This is a genomic window from Streptomyces ardesiacus (assembly GCF_003112575.1).
Lineage (GTDB): Bacteria > Actinomycetota > Actinomycetes > Streptomycetales > Streptomycetaceae > Streptomyces > Streptomyces ardesiacus.
In genome coordinates this window covers 519028-537240 of record NZ_BEWC01000008.1, presented here as the reverse complement: position 1 = coordinate 537240, position 18213 = coordinate 519028, and the positions used below count along the sequence as shown (strand labels likewise).

Sequence of the window (18213 nt, the reverse complement as noted above, 5' to 3'; positions counted from 1 at the left end):
GAAAGATACTTTCAGCTTCGGCGGCGGGAGGCTCTTCGATGGCCGGTCAGGGCGCGCACGGATTCTCACGGCGGCAACTCGGTGCGGGCGCCCTGGCCCTGGGCGGCGCCCTGGCCATCGCGCCGTTCGCGGCGGGTCCGGCCGAGGCCGCTTCCGGCCGGGGCCGGCGCGCCACCCTCGCGCACGGTTCCGCCGAGCGCGCCGGGCTGCTCCCCGGGCATCTGCGCCGGCTCGTCGGGGACGCGGAGACGTACCTCGGCCCCTCCCCCGAGCACCCGTGGTACGCGGGTGCGGTTCTGCTGGCGGGCCGGGGCGGCACGGTGGCGCTGCACGAGCCGATCGGCATGGCGGTGCGCTACCGGGCCTACGACGAGGCCACCGACACCGGCGTGGAGTTCCCGGCGGAGCAGCAGATCCCGATGGCGCGGGACACGGTGTTCGACCTCGCGTCGGTCTCCAAGCTGTTCACCTCGATCCTCGCCGTGCAGCAGATGGAGCGGGGCACACTGGAGCTGGAGGCGCCGGTCGCCCGGTACCTGCCGGGCTTCGGCCGGGCCGGCAAGCAGGACGTGACGATCCGTCACCTGCTCACGCACACCTCCGGCTTCCGGGCCTGGATCGCGCTGTACGGCGCGCCCACCCACGACGAGAAGGTGCGGCTGGTCTACGACGAGGCGCCGGTGAACGCCCCCGGCACGGCGTACCTGTACTCGGACCTGAACATGATCTCGCTCCAGTGGGTGCTCGAGAAGGTCACGGGCCGCACCCTGGACGTGCTGCTGCGCGACGGGATCACCCGGCCGCTCGGTCTCGGCCGCACCCGTTACAACCCGCCCGCCTCCTGGCGGCCGGGGATCGCGGCCACCGAGGACGCCCGCCGGCCCTGGTCCGGCCTGAACCGCGGGCTGGTGTGGGGCGAGGTGCACGACGAGAACGCCTTCGGCCTGGGCGGGGTGGCCGGCCACGCCGGGGTGTTCTCCACCGCGTGGGACCTCGCGGTCCTCGGCCGCACCCTCCTCAACGGCGGTTCCTACGGCCGGGCGCGCATCCTGCGGCCGGAGTCGGTGGAGCTGATGTTCACCGACTTCAACACCGACTTCCCGGGCGACGAGCACGGCCTGGGCTTCGAGCTGTACCAGCACTGGTACATGGGCGCGATGGCGACGCCGCGCACGGCCGGGCACACCGGTTTCACGGGCACCTCGCTGGTGCTCGACCCGACGACCGACTCCTTCCTCGTCGTGCTCGGCAACTCCGTCCATCCGGTCCGCAGTTGGCGTTCCGGCTCGGCTCCCCGGGTGGCGGCGGGCACCAGCCTGGCGCGGGCGGTGCCGGTACGGCCCGCGCACGGTCGCACCGCCTGGTTCTCAGGGACGGCGAGTTCCGCGGCGGCCACGCTGACGCTGCCCGCGCTGGACACGTCGGCCGGGCGGGCGAGGCTGCGCTGCTCGCTGTGGTGGGACACCGAACCGGGGTCGGACGCCCTGGTCCTGGAGGCCTCCGCCGACGGCGGCGCGTCGTGGCAGCCGGTGCCGTTCACCACCGTCCGGCCCGGCGAGGCACCCCGGGAGCATCCGGAGGGCTCGGCCACCGGCTGGTCGGGGCGCGTCTGGCACCGACTGAGCGCCGGCCTGCCGGCCGCACGCGGGCTCACCCTGCGCTGGCGGTACACGACCGACCGGCTGTACGTGGGCCGCGGGGCGTACGTCGACGGGGTGCGGGTGGAGGCCGACGGCTCCGTCCTGTTCCACGACGCGCGCCCGGCGGACGCGGCGCGCGTCGAGGCGGCGGGCTGGTCGGCGTCCGCCGACTGACCTGCGGGCCGGCGGGGCGCCGGCGCGGGGCCGCTAGCCGTTGAAGACGGCCTTCTGCACCTCGTTCGGACCGTCGAAGCTGCTCTCCTTCAGTCCGTCGAGACGGCTCACGACCTTGTCGTCGGCCTTGTTCCTGCGGGCGCAGTCGACGAGCGCCTTCTTGTCGGCCGGGTAGTCCATGCCGTTGAGGGCCTTCTGCAGGTCGATGGGGCTGAGGTCCGCCATGACGGGCTCCTTGTCGCGTGGGGGTGACATACGGAATGTCCGTCATGTCGCGGTACCCAGCGCGGTGCGGGACATGCGCACGTGGCCGTCAGCTCCCGGCCCCCTCCAGCACCGCCATCGCCGCGTTGTGTCCCGGCACCCCGCTCACCCCTCCCCCGCGCACGGCGCCCGCGCCGCACAGCAGGACGTTGGCCCGGCCGGTCTCCACCCCCCAGTGGCCGGTGCCCTCCTGGGCGTGGGGCCAGGACAGCTCGCGGTGGAAGATGTTCCCGCCGGGCAGGCGCAGGTCGCGTTCCAGGTCGAGCGGCGACCTGGCCTCGATGCAGGGCCGCCCGTCCGCGTCGCTCGCCAGGCAGTCGGCGAGCGGCTCGGCCAGATGGGCGTCGAGCTGGGCGAGGGTCGACTTCAGCAGTTCGTCGCGTACGGCGTCGTTGTCCCGGGCGAAGAGGCGGGCGGGGGTGTGCAGGCCGAACAGGGTGAGGGTGTGCATGCCCTGCGCGGCCGGGCCGGGACCGAGGATCGTCGGGTCGGTCAGAGAGTGGCAGTAGATCTCGGAGGGCGGGGCGCCGGGCAGTTCCCCGGCGGCCGCCTGGGCGTGCGCGGCGGCCAGTTGCCCGTACCCCTCGGCGATGTGGAAGGTGCCGGCAAAGGCCTCGCGCGGGTCGATGCCGGGGTCGCGCAGCCGCGGGAGCCGGGTCAGCAGCATGTTGACCTTGAGCTGGGCGCCCTCTGCGGGCGGGGGCGGCGCCTGCCCGGTGAGCGCCGCCAGTTCCCGCGGGGAGGCGTTGACCAGGACGTGGCGGGCGGCGGTCACGTACTCGCCGTCGGCCGAGCGGTGGGTGACCTCGGCCGTGCGGCCGTCGGCCTCGATCCGTACCGCCTCGTGTCCGGTGGCGAGCACGGCACCGGCGGCGCGGGCCGTGTCCGCCAGCGCGTCGGTGAGGGCGCCCATGCCGCCGACGGGCACGTTCCAGGCGCCGGTGCCGCCGCCGATCACGTGGTAGAGGAAGCAGCGGTTCTGGGCCAGGGAGGGGTCGTGGGCGTCGGCGAAGGTGCCGATCAGGGCGTCGGTGAGGACGACGCCCCGGACCAGGTCGTCGGCGAAGTGCTCCTCGATCGCGACGCCGAGCGGCTCCTCGAACAGGGTCCGCCAGGCCGCCTCGTCGTCGACCCTGCGCCGCAGCTCGTCGCGGGTGGGCAGGGGCTCGGTGAGGGTCGGGAAGACCCGCTGTGCGACACGGCCGGTCAGGGCGTAGAAGCGCTGCCAGGCCGCGTACTCCCGGTCGGAGCCGGTGAGCCGGGCGAAGGACGCCCGCGTGCGCCGTTCGCCCCCGCCGACGAGCAGCCCGGTGGGCCGCCCGGCGCGCTCGACGGGCGTGTACGAGGAGACGGTGCGGGCGCGCACCCGGAAGTCCAGGCCGAGGTCCCGCACGATCTTGCTCGGCAGCAGGCTGACCAGGTACGAGTAGCGCGACAGCCGCGCGTCCACCCCGGCGAACGGCCGCGTGGACACCGCGGCCCCGCCGGTGTGGTCCAGCCGCTCCAGCACCAGCACGGAGCGCCCGGCCCGGGCCAGGTAGGCGGCGGCGACCAGGCCGTTGTGACCACCACCGACGATGACGGCGTCGTAGCTGCGGGAGGTACGGGAAGCAGGGGGCGGGGTCGTCATGGCCCTTGGTAACACGACCGGATCCGAGGCTGCCAGCCCACGGCCGGCCGCCGTCCGGACGGCTGGGGCGCCGCCCGGCACCCCGAAGCAGGCGGCCAGGATCCGGCCTGCGGCCAGGTGGCGTCTTCCGACGCCCCGGGGCAGGCGTCCCGGGGCCAGCCTGCGACCAGGCAGCACCGCCCGACGCCTCCGAGCAGACGACCCCGGCCCAGCCTCCGACCAGCAGCCGGTACCGGCCCTGGATCAGCGTCCTGTCCCCCATGACTTCGCCGCCCCCGTGGTTCAGTCCGCCGCGCCCTCCCCTGGCGGGTCCAGTATGGCCGCTTGTCGGCCGATTCTGTATGGCGCCGGACGCGCGGCCGGGCCGAGCCGCTCCACGGCACGCAGGATGTGCCGGGGCGGCAACTGCCAGCGCACCCCTGCGGGGATCGCGCGCAGCACGGTGCCGGTGGCGCGCAGCCGGCGGGTGACCGTGGCGGGCGGGGGCGCGGGGCGGCCGTAGAGCTCGTGCGCGTACGCGGGCAGCGAGTCGTACGCGAGCCGGGCGACCCTCCGCCACAGCAGGGCGCGGGCCGGGACCAGGAGGGGGTGCACCGGCGGGCGGCGCAGGAAGGCGTCGACCTCGCGGGCCTCCGCCCCGGCCGCCAGTTCGGGCCGGACCCGCGCGAAGTAGGCGGCCAGCTCGGCGCGGTCGGCGGGTACGGAGCCGGGGTCGAGGCCGACCAGGCGGGCGCTGTGCCGGTGTTCGGCGAGGTAGCGGTCGGCGTGGGCGTCGGTGAGGGGGAACCCGGAGCGGCGCAGGACGTGCAGGTAGGAACCGATCTCCGCGCAGTGCACCCACAGCAGCAGCGCGGGTTCGTCGAGGGCGTAGCGCTCGCCCGTGCCGGGGTCGGTGGCGCCGAGCATGCGGTGGATCTTCCGCACCCGGGCGCCGGCCCGCTCGGCGGCCTCGGTGGTGCCGTACGTCGTGGTGCCGACGAAGCCCGCGGTGCGCATCAGCCGGCCCCAGGCGTCGCGCCGGAAGTCGCTGTTCTGCATCACTCCGCGCACGGCGCGCGGGTGCAGGGCCTGGAGGTACAGGGCGCGGATGCCGGCCACCCACATCATCGGGTCGCCGTGCGCCTGCCAGGTCACGGAGTCCGGTCCGAAGAGCCCCGGATCGCCTCCGGTCCGCGTCGCCGCCACAGGGGCAGACTAACGCGGCGCGGGCCCCGCTCCCAGGGGTCAGCGCAGGGTGGTCAGGAACTCTCCGCAGGCGCGGGCGCAGTCGCGGCAGGCCTTCGCGCTCTCCTCGGCGCCCGGGTGGTCGTCGAAGACGTGGGCGCTCTCCAGGCACACCTGGCGGCACCACTCCAGTTGGGCGCGGATGGCGGACTCGTCCACCTGGTTCTGTTCGGACAGCACCCGGCAGGTCGCGTCGCAGACCTCCGCGCACATGATGCCCTTGCGCCGCACGAGTTCCTGGTTCTCGGTCCCGTCCGGGTCCACGAGGCTCGCCCGCAGGGCACAGGCCCGGGCGCACTCGGTGCACGCCTGTGCGCACGCGAAGCGGTCCTCGAGGAAGCGGAACAGTTCCTGCTGGGAAGTCGTCGTCGATGTCACACCGCGCGGGTTGCCGCCGGCGGCGGTGCCAAACCGCGCGGCCCGGTCCCGGCAAGGGTTCCGGGCCGGTCCCGGCAAGGGTTCCGGGCCGGTCCCGGCAAGGGTTCCGGGCCGTTCCCGGCAAGGGTCCCGGGCCGTTTTCCGGGACGGACGGCAGGGCACCCGTGGACCGCCCCCGCGACCGCCGGGGGCCGCGACAGCGAGGACGCACGGAGGTGCACGGACATGCCGGGACGACAGGAACTGCCGTCGACCCTGGAACGCTCCCCGCAGGAGGCCCGGCGCACCTGGATCGAGGCCCACGACTCGGCCGTCGAGGAGTACGGCGAGGGCGAGCGGGCCCACCGGGTGGCGTACGGGGCGCTCAAGCACAAGTTCGAGAAGGTCGGCGACCACTGGGAGCGCAAGGAGGGCGGACGCAAGGGGCCCTCCGACCCCCGGTCCGGGCGGCCCCGCGGTCAGGGCGGCCGCAGTGGCGAGGGCGTCGACGAGCAGGCCTCGAAGGAGCACCTGTACGGCGTCGCCCGGCGCCTGGGCGTCGAGGGCCGGTCGAAGATGTCGAAGGCGGACCTGCTCGCGGCGATCAGGAAGGCCAACCGGTCGCGGACGCGGGCGTCGCGGTCGGGGTGAGCAGGTTGGCGGCGCGGGCCCGGGGTACCCGCGCGCCATGACCAACGCATGGAGGGACCTGGCAGCGGGCGGATCCGGCGGCTTCCCCGTCTGGCTGATCATCGCGGCCGTCGTGGTGGTGGGCGTGCTGATCGGAGCCTTCGCCTTCGGCAGCCGGCAAAAGCGCCGGGAGCCGCCGCCGCCGACGGCCGACGAGCAGCCGCGTCTGCCGGACGACGGGCCCGTCCACGAGGAGCGGGAGCGCCGGGAACCGAACGAGATGCCGCGGCGCGACGAGCGCACCCTGCCGCACGAGCTGCGGCACCAGGGCAGCCGTACCGCCTCCGACCAGCAGCGCCCCCGCTGGGAGGAGGGCCACAGCGGCTCGTTCGGCGGCGGCGGCCCGGGCTGACCCCGTTGCCGGAGGGTGACCGGAGGCGGCCGGTGCGTAGTTTCCGGTACGGCCCCCGGGGAACCCATGCGCCGTGCTGCTGCAGAGGAAGAGGGCCCGCGCCGGTGCGCGGGCCCGTCACACGGCCGAACACACCGTCAACTGGGCCGACGGGCGGCTCCCCGTCTCCGAGGGCGGGGGGCTGCTGCGCAAGGCCTTCCCCGAGCACTGGTCGTTCCTGCTGGGCGAGATCGCCCTGTACAGCTTCGTCGTCCTGCTGCTGACCGGGGTCTGGCTGACGCTGTTCTTCAAGCCCTCGATGACGGAGGTCCTCTACGACGGCTCGTACGAACCCCTGGTGGGCGTGAGCATGTCGGAGGCCTACCGCTCGACGGTGGACATCAGTTTCGACGTGCGCGGCGGGCTGCTGATCCGGCAGGTGCACCACTGGGCGGCGCTGGTGTTCGTGTCCGCCATCGGAGTGCACCTGCTGCGGATCTTCTTCACCGGGGCCTTCCGCCGGCCGCGCGAGGTCAACTGGCTGATCGGTGTCACGCTGTTCCTGCTGGCCCTCGTCGAGGGCTTCGCCGGCTACTCCCTCCCCGACGACCTGCTCTCCGGCACGGGGCTGCGCATCGCGCAGGGGGTCCTGCAGTCCGTCCCGGTGGTGGGGACGTACCTGACCATGTTCGCGTTCGGCGGCCAGTATCCCGGCCACGACATCGTCCCGCGGCTGTACTCGCTGCACATCCTGCTGCTGCCCGGGCTGCTGCTGGCGCTGGTCACGGTCCACCTGATCCTGGTGTTCTACCTCAAGCACACCCAGTGGGCGGGGCGCGGGCGCACCAACCGCAACGTGGTGGGCAAGCCGCTGTTCCCGAACTTCATGGCGAACTCGACGGGCCTGTTCTTCACGGTCTTCGGTGTGCTGACGGTGCTCGCGGCGGTGGCGCAGATCAACCCGATCTGGACGTACGGCCCGTACCGCCCGGACATCATCTCCTCGGGTTCCCAGCCGGACTGGTACGTCGGCTTCCTGGAGGGCTCGCTGCGGCTGATGCCCCCGTTCGAGACGGCGGTGGCGGGCCACACCGTGATGTGGAACGTCCTGGTGCCCGCCGTCCTGCTGCCGGGCGCCCTGTTCACGGTGCTGTACGCGTACCCGTTCTTCGAGCGGTGGGTGACCGGCGACCACGAGGAGCACCATCTGTGCGACCGGCCCCGGGACAAGCCCGTGCGGACCGGGCTGGGCGTCGCCGCGATCGTCTTCTACGGGGTTCTGCTCCTGGCCGGCGGCAACGACATCCTGGCCCACACGTTCCAGCTCTCGCTGAACCTGCTGACCTGGATCTTCCGGATCTCCCTGGTGCTGGCGCCGCTGCTCGCCTTCGTCGTGGCCAAGCGGGTCTGCCTGGCCCTGCAGGAGCGCGACCGCGAGCGTCTGGAGGAGGGCGAGGAGACGGGCGAGGTGCACCAGACCCTCGCCGGCGGCTACGCCGAGAGCAACGGGCCCCTCGACCCCGAGGAGCGCCATGTGCTGCGTTCCCGCCGGGAACCCGAGCCGCTGGCCCCGTCGCCCGAGGAGGGCGACGGCCCGCACGTGGGACGGCTGCGGGCGACGCTCAGCGAGTGGTACTACGGCGACCGGGTCGACGTCGAGGGGGGCGAGCCGGAGCAGGGCCGGGAGTCGGCGCTCGAAGCGGCGCCGGGGCAGCCCGGGGCCCCGGAGCGGGATGCCTACTCGGGCGAGCCGGAGCGCTGAACGCCCCGGTCGGCGTACTGGAAGACCAGGCCGCAGACGCCCATGCCGAGCAGGCCGAAGCCGATCAGTGCCAGCCACAGGCCGAAGACGATGCCGAAGGCGAGCACCACGGCGGCGAACGCGATGGTGACCGGCCAGGGGCTGTGCGGCGGGAAGAAGTCGAGCGGTCCGGCCGTGTCGACGATCTCGCCCTCGCCGCGGTCCTGCGCGCGCAGGCCGCGCTTGTGGTACTGCACCCGCAGGAAGAAGCCGACGAGCGCGGCCATCAGGAAGGCGAGGACGAGCGCGGCCGTGCCGGCGGGCTCGCGCGACCACCAGCCGTAGAGGGCCGCCTCGCCGCCGAAGAAGACCGCGACACCGGTGAACAGACGGGATTCGGTCCTCACTGCACATGCCTCTGATCGTGTCGGGTGACGTCGGGGTGGTGGAGGTCGAAGGCCGGGGACTCGGAGCGGATCCGGGGCAGCGACGTGAAGTTGTGGCGCGGCGGCGGACAGCTGGTGGCCCATTCGAGGGAACGGCCGTAGCCCCAGGGGTCGTCCTGCTCGACCTTCCTGCCGTAGTGGTGGGTGTGCCACACGTTGTAGAGGAACGGCAGGGTGGACAGACCGAGCAGGAAGGCGCCGAGGGAGCTGACGGTGTTCAGCGTGGTGAAGCCGTCCGCGGCCAGGTAGTCGGCGTAGCGGCGCGGCATGCCCTGCTCGCCGAGCCAGTGCTGGACGAGGAAGGTGGTCTGGAAGCCGACGAAGAGCGTCCAGAAGTGGATCTTGCCGATGCGTTCGTCGAGCATCTTGCCGGTCAGCTTCGGCCACCAGAAGTAGAAGCCGGCGAACATCGCGAAGACGACCGTGCCGAAGACCACGTAGTGCAGGTGCGCGACGATGAAGTACGAGTCCGTCAGGTGGAAGTCCAGCGGCGGGGAGGCGATCAGGACCCCGCTCAGGCCGCCGAGCAGGAACGTCACCAGGAAGCCGCACGACCACAGCATGGGCGTCTCGAAGGACAGCGAGCCGCGCAGCATCGTGCCGGTCCAGTTGAAGAACTTCACTCCGGTCGGTACGGCGATGAGGAACGACATGACGGAGAAGAAGGGGAGCAGCACGGCGCCCGTGGCGAACATGTGGTGGGCCCACACCACCGCGGAGAGCATGGTGATGGCGATGGTCGCGCCGATGAGGCTGACGTAGCCGAAGATCGGCTTGCGGCTGAAGACCGGGATGATCTCGGTGACGATGCCGAAGAACGGCAGCGCGATGATGTACACCTCGGGATGCCCGAAGAACCAGAACAGGTGCTGCCACAGCAGGGCCCCGCCGTTGGCCGCGTCGAAGACGTGCGCGCCGAACTTCCGGTCGGCCTCGAGCATCAGCAGCGCGGCGGTGAGGACGGGGAAGGCGGGCAGGACCAGGATCGACGTGAACAGCACGTTCCAGGTGAAGATCGGCATCCGGAACATGGTCATGCCGGGGGCGCGCAGGCACAGGATGGTGGTGATGAAGTTGACGGCGCTGAGCGTGGTCGACACACCGCTCAGCACCAGGCCCATGATCCACAGGTCGCCCCCCGGACCGGGGCTGAAGACCGCGCTGTTCAGGGGGGCGTAGGCGAACCAGCCGAACGAGGCCGCTCCGCCGGGGGTCAGGAACCCCGCCGCCACCGTCAGTCCGCCGAACAGGTACAGCCAGTACGAGAGCGCGTTGAGCCGGGGCAGCGCGAGGTCCGGGGCACCGATCTGCAACGGCATCACGGCGTTGGTGAACCCGGCGAACAGCGGGGTCGCGAACAGCAGCAGCATGATGGCGCCGTGCATGGTGAAGAGCTGGTTGTACTGCTCGTTGCTGAACAACTGCAGCCCCGGGCGGGCGAGTTCCGCGCGCATCAGCATGGCGAGGACGCCGCCGAAGAGGAAGAAGCCGAACGACGTCGCCAAGTAGAGATGGCCGATCACCTTGTGATCGGTCGTGGTCGCCCACCGCACCAGAGCCCGCCCGAGCGTGCGGTTCGTCCGCTGCCGAGCCGGTGTCCGGCGCGGCGGCTGGGTCCTTCTGTCCACCGCCATGCGGCGGAGGGTACCCAGGGGCCATGGGCCCAGACGTACGACGCGGCCGGGGCCGGCGCCGGGTGTCCGGCGGATGGGCCACCCGGCGTGCGCGGGCGCGGAACGGACGGTGCCGCTTCCGCACCCGCGCGGGGCCGGGGTGACGGGACGCCGGGTTACGGGGCGTCGAGCACGGCGCCGGTCAGCAGCGGACCCTGCGGCCTGCCCCAGTCGTCGGTGCCCCGCAGACCGATGTACTCGGTCGGTTCGGCGACCTCGTCGGTGACGGTGGGCACCGTCACCTCGGTGTCCGTCTCACCGGCCGGCACGGCGGCCCAGAGCACGAACCAGTCCAGCCGGGAGAGCGGCACCTCACCGTCGGGGACCTCCCCCGCCCTCTCGAGGAGCCAGTCGTGGTCGACGTCCTTGGTGGACAGCTCGGGACGGGTGTCGTCGGGAACCGCCACCAGCACCGTGCCCAGGTCCACGTCGGCGGGTTCCGACAGCGAGACCCGCCAGCGCAGCGCCTGCCCCTCGGTGACCTCGTCGGCCACCGGCGTCACGCTGATCTCCGGCATCGGGTCGTCCTCCTCGACCGTCACACCGCCGGAGTAGGACCCGACGACGGTGCCGTGCACGGCCTTGACCAGCAGGTCGTGGCTCGTGTCCCCGCCGTACCGCGTGTTGCCGGTCACCTTCACGGCCACGTCGGCGAAGGGACGGCCGGAACGCACGGTGACCAGGCGCTCCTCGGCCCCGCCGTCCGGTGCCATGACGTACATGCGGACCGTGCCGGTGCCCTTGCCGGAGACCCGCACCGGCACGTGGTACGTGCGCACGCCGGAGTCACCCTCTTCGACGGTGGTCCGGCCGACGTCGACACGGGCCAGCGGGGCCGGCCGCACCCGGGGCGTGCCGGGGTGCCAGGCGTGGGCGTCCATCAGCCAGGCCCGGCCCGCGCGGGAACGCGGTGTCAGTTCCAGCGCGGTGACGCGGCGCAGGTCCACTCCGGCGCGGCCGGCGGCGGTGAGCGGTACGCGCAGTTCCTGCGCCCAGTAGGACGCGGTGCGCTCGCTGCCCGGCAGGCCGTCGGCACGGACGCCGCCGAGGGTGGCGCGCCGGCCAGCGGCGTCGGTGACAGACACGTCGAGCCGGGTGCCGGTGCTGCCGGGCGGCACGATGACGCGCAGGGCGAGGCTGTCGGCGCCCTTCAGCGAGAGGGGGGCGCGGGGCCGGACGCGGGTCGCGGTGCCGGGCGCGGTCCAGTCCAGGGCGACCGCGCCGCGGCCCGTCTCCCGCTCCGGCCACCAGTACGCGAAGTGCGGCGAGGCGCCCTGCGTGTCCTCGTCGAGGCAGGCGACGGCCGGGTCGGGGTCGACCGCGGAGCACAGGCGTCCGCCGGTCACCCGCACACCGTCGTCGGGAAGGAATCCGGCGCCGCGGCCGGCGCCGACCGCGTGGGTCAGCACCCGGGCCGGGTCGGCCGAGGGGGCGCGGCGTCCGGTGCCGTCGATCAGTTCGCGCACCCGGTCGTCACCGGCGACGAACAGCCGGGCGGCCGCGGCGACGTAGGTGGCGCCGGCCCGGTGCTGCTGCGCGGCGGTGAGCCGGGTCGCGCTTCCGGCGGAGCAGACCGGGTCGGGGGACTCGGGGTCCTCCCAGAAGTCGTCTGAGGCGGGGGCCTCGGCGAGGCCGGGCGTCCACTCGCTGTTGAAGTAGTTGTGGTTGGCGCCCGTGATGTGGACCGCGCTGTGCAGCGCCCGGCCCCGGCTGACGCCGCGGGTGCCGTCGACGTAGAGCTGGCCCTGGAGGTCGGAGACGTCGCCGTCGCAGCCCGGCAGGACGGTCAGGGACGGCACGTCGGGCACCGGGTTCTGGCCGAAGGCGGTGGGGCCGACCAGTACGGTGCCGCGGACGGTCCAGCGGGCCCTGCCCGGCCGGCCGTCCTGGCTCGCGGGCGGCGGGTAGAGGCTGTCCATGGCGGCCCGGGCGACGCCTTCGCCGCCGCGGGAGTGGCCGACGAGCAGCACGCGGGACAGGTCGGCCTTCGGGCTCTGGCGGACGGCGGCCGGGGCGGCGGAGGTGCCGGCCGCCCAGTCGGCCCAGCGGGCCAGGTGCGCGCGCACCAGCGACGAGCGGGCCTGGGCGCCCCCGTCCTCGACCACGGCGTCCTGGCCGTTGACGCCGTTGGCGGAGATCGAGACGGTCACGTAGCCCTGGGAGGCCAGCAGCTTCTGGTCCTGGAGATAGCCGCGGTGGCTGGGGATGGGCCGGGCGTCGTCCGCGCAGGGCCAGTCGATGGTGACGGACTCCTCGTCCTGGCCGGGGACGTAGCAGGTGGCGTGGCGGCCGTGCAGGAAGAGCGCGAGGGGGCGTTTGCCGGTCGCCCCCTCGGGCGCGACGACCACGCCGCGCATCTCGACCGGTGCGGGCAGCCCGGGCAGCTTGACGGAGTCGAGCGTGTACTCGCCGGTGGTGGTCGCGAACCGGCCGGGGCGGCCCGGGTCCACGGAGCCGGCGGGGAGCAGGGGCGGCAGCTTCGCCGGGGGCGCCTCGGCGGGGCGGCGTTCGCGGGCGGCGGCGCCCGGTTCCCCGTCCAGGCGGCGGCCTGCGGCGCGGACCTGGAGGCCGGACGGGCTCTCCAACGCGGCCGGCGGGACGTCCTTGAGGGGCAGGCGGAAGGTCCTGCCGTCGTCGTCCGGTCGCGGTACGCCGAGGCGACTGCCGTCGGTGTGGAACTCCACCCGTGCGTCGCCGGGCGGGACGGGACGCGGGGAGCGCCACTCCAGGGCGGCGGCCGCACCGGTGCCGGTGATCCGCCAGCCCGGCGGCAGGCCGGCGGTGTCCTTCGGGGCCGTCCGTACCGGTGCGGTGCTGCTGCCGGGCGGACGCGGGTCGGCGTGGGCCGCGGTGGGGGCGATGCCGACGAGGGTCAGTACGGCTGTCGCTGCGGCCCATGTGGTTCGAGCACGTATCAAGAATCGGCTCCTCAACACCTCGGCCGTGGCTCGGTCGTGCCACGGTTCGGGGGCGCCCGCCCGTGCGGGCGCCCCCTGGTGGGAGGAGGGGAAGGAGTTCCCCCGGGTTGCCTGTGAGCCGTCAACCGCCGCTCTTCAGCCGCCGGTTGGCCCGATTCCGCCGACGCTCCCGCCGGTGCCCCGGCCGGCTTCGGGGTCCGGGGCCGCGGCGGTCTCGGCGGGGGCGCCGGACGGGCGGGCCGCGCCGGACGGGCAGTCGTCGCTGGAGCGGCCGGCCAGTCGGCCGCCGGGCTGCTCGACGGTCACCTGCGCGCTCCCCAGCGCCGGGTCCTGCCGCAGCCGGGCGACGGCCACCGTGCAGGCCAGTTGGTCGACGGCCGTGTCGCTCAGGCCCGCGGCGGTCCGCGGCAGTTGGACGGTGACCGCCGTGCCGTCGGTGCGGATGGTGGGGGCCACGGCGATGGGCGGCAGCTCGGTCGTCAGCCCCCGCCCCCGCTCCTGGGCGTCCGGCCCCTTGAACAGCATGAGGACGGTGCTGCCGAGGTCCCCGGGGGCCGCCACGGTGCGGGACACCGCCGTCAGGGCGCCGTCCTCGACGAAGTAGAGCGGGACTTTGACCAGGGGCACCGCCTCGGGTGCGGTCTCCGACGGCACGGCCGTGACGCCCGGCTGCAGGACGCCGGTCGCGGGTTCGCCCGCCTCGACCACACCGGTCTCGGGGATGCCGCAGGCGGCGAGGGGGAGCAGCGCCGCGAGGACGACGGGGAGCGCACGCCGGGCACCGCGGCCGGGACGGCCGTCGCGCGGACGCGTGCGCGGGGCCGGGGCGGCGGTCCGCGGGCGCGCCGAGGGGTTCATGTCCGGGCCTCCGTCGGCGGGTTCGGGTCCTGGTGGGTGGTCGTCCGCTCCTCCGTGTCGTCCGGCGGAAGCGGCAGGACGACCGTGAAGACGGCACCGCCCCCGGGATGGTTGGCGGCGCGCACCGTGCCGTCGTGCAGGCGTACGTTCTCCGTGGCGATGGCCAGCCCGAGGCCGCTGCCCTCGCTCCGGGCGCGGGCGTCGGCCGACTTGTAGAAGCGGTCGAAGACGTGGGGCAGGACGCTCTCGGGGATGCCGTCCCCGCCGTCGCGGACCGTGACGACGGCCTGCCTGCCGGCGGTCGGGTCGTCCTGGACGCGCAGGTCCAGGCGGACCGGGGGCGCGCCGTGTCTCAGGGCGTTGGCGACGAGGTTCGCCACGATCACGTCCAGGCGGCGCGGGTCGACCCGGCCGCGCAGTTCCCCCGGTCCCGGCAACGCCGTCTCCACGGTGTCCTGCCATCCGCGGGAGGCGAGCGTGCGGCGCAGGGACTCGGCGAGGTCGATCTCGTCCAGGTGCAGGGCGGCGGCGCCCGCGTCGAACCGGGAGATCTCCATGAGGTCGTCCACGAGAGCGGCCAGCTTGCTGGTCTCGGTGCTGATGAGGCGTACGGCCGTCGCGGTGTCGTCGTCCAGGCCGGCCGCGTCCTCGTCCAGCACGTCCGTGACCGCCGACATCGCCGCCAGCGGGGTCCGCAGTTCGTGGGAGACGTCCGCGGCGAAGCGCCGGGCGCCGGCCTCCATGCGCCGCAGTTCCGCCACCGAGCCCTCCAGTGCCGCGGCGGTCTCGTTGAACGTGCGGGAGAGGTCGGCCAGTTCGTCGGACCCCTGCACCGCGAGCCGGGTGTCCAGGCGGCCCTCGGCGATGCTGCGGGTCGCCCGGCGCAGCGCCCGGACCGGCCGCAGGACGCCGCGGGCGGCGAGGAGCGCGATCAGTACGGCCAGGACCAGCGCCGGCACGGTGGCACGTTCGATGGCGCTGACCAGCGCGTCGACGTAACCCTGCTCCTCCTGCTGCGGCACGGTGAGGTAGACCTCGAGTCCGGAGGCGCGCCGCTCGGTGCTGTACTGGCCGGCGAAGGTCACGGGCATGCCGACCACCAGCGCGGATCGGCCGTCGTGCGACACGCGCTGGAACACGGTGGCCCGGCGGGAGCGCACGGACTCGCGCATCGCCGAGGACAGTTCGGCGAAGCGGTCGTCGGGGACGGAGGTCGCGCTCGCGTCCCGGTAGGCGACCAGCACCCGCCAGGGCTGGGACCGTCCGCCCCTGGACACGTCGGCGGCGAAGGACTGGAGGTCGGCCGGCTCGGGCGGGAAACGGTAGTTGGGGACCAGGGTGTTGACCCGGTGCCGGAACTCCTCGATCACCGTGTCCTGGCTCTGCTGCAGGACCCCGGTCCGGGCCTCGCGGAAGGTCAGTGCGCCGGTGGTCACCGTGGCCACGACGGCGACGAGGGTGAAGGCCACCACGAGCCTGAGGCGCAGCCCCACCAGTGCGCGCAGCACCCGCGGCACCCTCACCGGGGGCCGAACCGGTAGCCGAAGCCGCGCACGGTGTGGACGTAGCGCGGACTGCCCGGCACTTCCCCGATCTTGGACCGCAGCCGCTTGACACAGGCGTCCACGAGCCGCGCGTCCCCGTGGTAGTTGTGCTCCCACACGGCCTCCAGGAGCTGCTGACGACTGAACACCTGCCCGACGGAGGCGGACAGGGTGAGCAGCAGCCGCAGTTCGGAGGGGCCGAGGGCGACCGGCCGTCCCTGGTGGGTGACGGTCAGTCCGGCCCGGTCGATGACCAGGTCCCCGTGGTGCTCGGGGCGCGGCGTGGCCGGGTCGTCGGACGTGCTGCCCACGCGGCGCAGCACGGCGCGTATGCGTGCGTCCAGGACGCGGGCGCGGACCGGCTTGACCACGTAGTCGTCGGCTCCGGACTCCAGTCCGACCACGATGTCGGTGTCGTCGCCGCGGGCGGTGGCCATGATGATCGGGAGCTGGTCGTGGGCGCGGATGCGGCGGCACACCTCCAGGCCGGACATGCCCGGCAGCATCAGGTCGAGGACCACGGCCTCGGGCCGGAACGACCGGAGCTGTTCCAGGCCGTCCTCGCCCGTCGCGGCGGCGGCGACCTCGTGCCCCTGCCGGCGCAGGGCCAGCAGCAGGCCGTCCCGGACGGCGCGGTCGTCTTCGATGATCAGGACCCGTGGCATGGACCTCAGTATGCGTGTGCGCGGGCGGGGGCCGGCCCGCGGGTGAGGGCTGTTACACAGCGGTCCACCAGGCGTCCACGCGCCATCACACGCCGGGAGCACGCTGTGTGATCATGAACGAGCGCCGCCGACCGACTCCCCCACCCTCCTCCGCCACGGGCCGCCGGCGCCGTGGCGGCCGTGCCCGCCGCCGACGGGGCGGCCGGTCCCGCCTGCTGTGGCCGGGGCTCGCGGCCGGGGCCGTCCTGGTGCTCGCCGGGGGCCTGGCGTTCAAGGGGGCCACGGAGCCCACCGGCCACTCCGCCGACGCCGCCGGCGCGCCCTCGCCGACGCAGACCGGCGGCACGAAGGAGGCCCGGAAGGACGCGCCCTCACCCCCGCCGGAGAAGGACGAGGAGGAGAAGGGCGCCGGGGAGGACGTGGAGAAGCGGACGGACGAGAAGCCGGACCCCGGATCGATACCGTCGTCCGGGCCCGGGACCTTCGCCACCGCCGACGGGGGCGGCGACCGGGTCGGCGGCAGCGGACGGACCCTGACCTACGTGGTGCAGGTCGAGGACGGCATCGGGATCCCGGCACGGGAGGTCGCTGCCGAGGTCGAGCGCGTCCTCGCCGACGAGCGGGGCTGGACGGCCGACGGGAAGGTGGGCTTCCGGCGGGTGACCGGCGGGACGTCCGACTTCCGGGTGCGGCTCGCCACGGCGTCGACGGTGGACGACATCTGCGGCCGGTACGGCCTGGACACCGGCGGCGAGGTCAACTGCAACGTGGGCCAGGACGTGATGGTCAACCTCAAGCGGTGGCTGCTGGCGACGCAGTACTACGCGGACGACGTGACGTCGTACCGCGCGCTGATCATCAATCACGAGGTCGGGCACTTCCTCGGCCACGGTCACGAGGGGTGTCCGGGAGCGGGGCGTCCGGCTCCCGTGATGATGCAGCAGATCAAGGGACTGCACGGCTGCCGGACCAATGTCTGGCCCTACGACGCCGAGGGCCGGCCCGTCACGGGACCGGCCCTGCTCTGAGTGCTCACGCCGCGTGGCCCTCGGGGGGCACGCCGTTGGCCCTGGCCGCGTCGGCGAGGGCCTGGGCGGCGGCCTCCGCGGCCTGCGCCGTGTCGCTGGCCGCCTGGGCGGCCCCGTCGTCGGACGGGTGCTCCCGGGTGGCCGGCGACTGGGGCAGCGCTTCGGTGAAGGCCCGGGACACTCCCTGGAGCGCGGAGGTGACCTCGCTGGGGATGACCCAGAACGTGCTGCCGGAGCCCTGTGCCAGCTGGGGCAGCACCTGGAGGTACTGGTAGGCCAGCAGCTTGGGGTCGGGGTCGTTGCGGTGGACGGCCTGGAAGACCTCGTCGATGGCCCGGGACTGGCCCTCCGCCTTGAGGATCTCGGCGGTGCGGTTGCCCTCGGCGCGCAGGACGGCGGCCTGCTTGTCGCCCTCGGCCGTGAGGATCTGCGACTGGCGCTGGCCCTCCGCGCCCAGGATGGCGGCCCGCTTGTCCCGCTCGGCGCGCATCTGCTTCTGCATCGCGTCCTTGATGGACTGCGGCGGGTCGATCGCCTTGATCTCCACCCGGTTCACCCGCAGCCCCCACTTGCCGGTGGCCTCGTCGAGCACCCCGCGCAACTGGCTGTTGATGGTGTCGCGCGAGGTGAGGGTCTTCTCCAGGTCCATCGAGCCCACGACGTTGCGCAGGGTGGTGACGGTGAGCTGCTCGACCGCCTGGAGGAAGTTCGCGATCTCGTAGAAGGCCGCGCGGGGGTCGGTGACCTGGAAGTACAGCACGGTGTCGATCTCGACGACCAGGTTGTCCTCGGTGATGACCGGTTGCGGCTTGAAGGAGACGACCTGTTCACGCAGGTCGATCACCGGATAGACGCGGTCGATGTACGGGATGACCACGCTCAGTCCGGGTTTCAGGGTGCGGTGGTAGCGGCCCAGCCGTTCGACGTTGCGGGCACGGGCCTGCGGCACGATGCGCACCGCCCGCACCACGGTGAAAACGGCGAGAAGCGCGACGATCACACCGGCGATGAGGAACGCCGAGGCTTCCAT

Annotated in this window: 16 protein-coding genes; 5 read left to right on the top strand and 11 right to left on the bottom strand. The window is 73.7% G+C overall.

Annotated features, from left to right (window positions below):
* Positions 1-38: 38 nt before the first annotated feature.
* Positions 39-1814, top strand: coding sequence for a serine hydrolase domain-containing protein (locus Sdi02f_RS27460; protein ID WP_108934203.1), 1776 nt, complete (start codon positions 39-41; stop codon positions 1812-1814).
* Positions 1815-1847: 33 nt separating this feature from the next.
* On the opposite strand, the gene Sdi02f_RS27455 is transcribed toward Sdi02f_RS27460, so the two are convergent.
* The 4 genes from Sdi02f_RS27455 to Sdi02f_RS27440 form a co-directional block, all read right to left on the bottom strand.
* Positions 1848-2039, bottom strand: a complete 192-nt coding sequence (locus Sdi02f_RS27455) for a DUF2795 domain-containing protein (protein ID WP_030398974.1) — start codon at positions 2037-2039, stop codon at positions 1848-1850.
* An 88-nt stretch (positions 2040-2127) separates the two neighbouring features.
* Complete coding sequence (locus Sdi02f_RS27450; RefSeq protein ID WP_108934202.1) at positions 2128-3708, bottom strand: phytoene desaturase family protein; 1581 nt, start codon at positions 3706-3708, stop codon at positions 2128-2130.
* A 282-nt stretch (positions 3709-3990) separates the two neighbouring features.
* Entirely contained in the window at positions 3991-4893 is a 903-nt protein-coding gene (locus tag Sdi02f_RS27445; RefSeq protein ID WP_053665590.1) for an oxygenase MpaB family protein, read from the bottom strand.
* A gap of 39 nt (positions 4894-4932) precedes the next feature.
* Positions 4933-5310, bottom strand: coding sequence for a four-helix bundle copper-binding protein (locus Sdi02f_RS27440; protein WP_030398971.1), 378 nt, complete (start codon positions 5308-5310; stop codon positions 4933-4935).
* 225 nt (positions 5311-5535) lie between these two features.
* Here Sdi02f_RS27440 and Sdi02f_RS27435 point away from each other — a divergent pair, with 225 nt between their 5' ends.
* The 3 genes from Sdi02f_RS27435 (at position 5536) to qcrB (ending at position 8072) form a co-directional block, all read left to right on the top strand.
* Positions 5536-5940, top strand: a complete 405-nt coding sequence (locus tag Sdi02f_RS27435) for a ChaB family protein (RefSeq protein WP_030398970.1) — start codon at positions 5536-5538, stop codon at positions 5938-5940.
* Positions 5941-5977: 37 nt separating this feature from the next.
* Positions 5978-6331 (top strand): DUF6479 family protein, encoded by a 354-nt coding sequence (locus tag Sdi02f_RS27430; protein ID WP_030398969.1) that lies wholly within the window; start codon positions 5978-5980, stop codon positions 6329-6331.
* 73 nt (positions 6332-6404) lie between these two features.
* Entirely contained in the window at positions 6405-8072 is a 1668-nt protein-coding gene (qcrB, locus tag Sdi02f_RS27425) for a cytochrome bc1 complex cytochrome b subunit (protein ID WP_108934201.1), read from the top strand.
* On the opposite strand, the gene ctaF is transcribed toward qcrB, so the two are convergent.
* The 6 genes from ctaF to Sdi02f_RS27395 all read right to left on the bottom strand — a co-directional run bounded on the left by ctaF (position 8048) and on the right by Sdi02f_RS27395 (position 16155).
* Positions 8048-8458, bottom strand: coding sequence for an aa3-type cytochrome oxidase subunit IV (gene ctaF, locus Sdi02f_RS27420; RefSeq protein WP_030398967.1), 411 nt, complete (start codon positions 8456-8458; stop codon positions 8048-8050). The two genes, qcrB and ctaF, sit on opposite strands and share 25 nt — an antisense overlap.
* Entirely contained in the window at positions 8455-10131 is a 1677-nt protein-coding gene (gene ctaD, locus Sdi02f_RS27415) for an aa3-type cytochrome oxidase subunit I (protein ID WP_051783116.1), read from the bottom strand. The genes ctaF and ctaD overlap by 4 nt, the downstream gene beginning before the upstream one ends.
* A gap of 155 nt (positions 10132-10286) precedes the next feature.
* Positions 10287-13088 carry a hypothetical protein gene (locus Sdi02f_RS27410; RefSeq protein WP_108934200.1) on the bottom strand — a complete coding sequence of 934 codons (2802 nt, stop codon included), beginning with the start codon at positions 13086-13088 and terminating at the stop codon, positions 10287-10289.
* A gap of 135 nt (positions 13089-13223) precedes the next feature.
* Complete coding sequence (locus tag Sdi02f_RS27405) at positions 13224-13946, bottom strand: hypothetical protein (protein WP_245962243.1); 723 nt, start codon at positions 13944-13946, stop codon at positions 13224-13226.
* Positions 13943-15454, bottom strand: coding sequence for an ATP-binding protein (locus Sdi02f_RS27400; protein ID WP_037798205.1), 1512 nt, complete (start codon positions 15452-15454; stop codon positions 13943-13945). The genes Sdi02f_RS27405 and Sdi02f_RS27400 overlap by 4 nt, the downstream gene beginning before the upstream one ends.
* 11 nt (positions 15455-15465) lie before the next feature.
* Positions 15466-16155, bottom strand: a complete 690-nt coding sequence (locus Sdi02f_RS27395; protein ID WP_030398962.1) for a response regulator — start codon at positions 16153-16155, stop codon at positions 15466-15468.
* Between the two features lie 113 nt (positions 16156-16268).
* On the opposite strand from Sdi02f_RS27395, the gene Sdi02f_RS27390 reads away from it, so the two are divergent.
* Positions 16269-17183, top strand: coding sequence for a DUF3152 domain-containing protein (locus Sdi02f_RS27390; RefSeq protein WP_108934274.1), 915 nt, complete (start codon positions 16269-16271; stop codon positions 17181-17183).
* Between the two features lie 4 nt (positions 17184-17187).
* Here the strand turns inward: Sdi02f_RS27390 and Sdi02f_RS27385 are convergent, their stop codons facing one another.
* Positions 17188-18213, bottom strand: a complete 1026-nt coding sequence (locus tag Sdi02f_RS27385; protein WP_030398960.1) for an SPFH domain-containing protein — start codon at positions 18211-18213, stop codon at positions 17188-17190.

Excerpts from the sequence above, each read along its gene's own strand:
- Sdi02f_RS27460 (WP_108934203.1), top strand. The coding sequence starts at position 39 with ATGGCCGGTCAGGGCGCGCACGGATTCTCACGGCGGCAACTCGGTGCG.
- Sdi02f_RS27455 (WP_030398974.1), bottom strand. The coding sequence starts at position 2,039 with ATGGCGGACCTCAGCCCCATCGACCTGCAGAAGGCCCTCAACGGCATG.
- Sdi02f_RS27450 (WP_108934202.1), bottom strand. The coding sequence starts at position 3,708 with ATGACGACCCCGCCCCCTGCTTCCCGTACCTCCCGCAGCTACGACGCC.
- Sdi02f_RS27435 (WP_030398970.1), top strand. The coding sequence starts at position 5,536 with ATGCCGGGACGACAGGAACTGCCGTCGACCCTGGAACGCTCCCCGCAG.
- Sdi02f_RS27430 (WP_030398969.1), top strand. The coding sequence starts at position 5,978 with ATGACCAACGCATGGAGGGACCTGGCAGCGGGCGGATCCGGCGGCTTC.
- ctaD (WP_051783116.1), bottom strand. The coding sequence starts at position 10,131 with ATGGCGGTGGACAGAAGGACCCAGCCGCCGCGCCGGACACCGGCTCGG.
- Sdi02f_RS27405 (WP_245962243.1), bottom strand. The coding sequence starts at position 13,946 with ATGAACCCCTCGGCGCGCCCGCGGACCGCCGCCCCGGCCCCGCGCACG.
- Sdi02f_RS27395 (WP_030398962.1), bottom strand. The coding sequence starts at position 16,155 with ATGCCACGGGTCCTGATCATCGAAGACGACCGCGCCGTCCGGGACGGC.
- Sdi02f_RS27390 (WP_108934274.1), top strand. The coding sequence starts at position 16,269 with ATGAACGAGCGCCGCCGACCGACTCCCCCACCCTCCTCCGCCACGGGC.
- Sdi02f_RS27385 (WP_030398960.1), bottom strand. The coding sequence starts at position 18,213 with ATGGAAGCCTCGGCGTTCCTCATCGCCGGTGTGATCGTCGCGCTTCTC.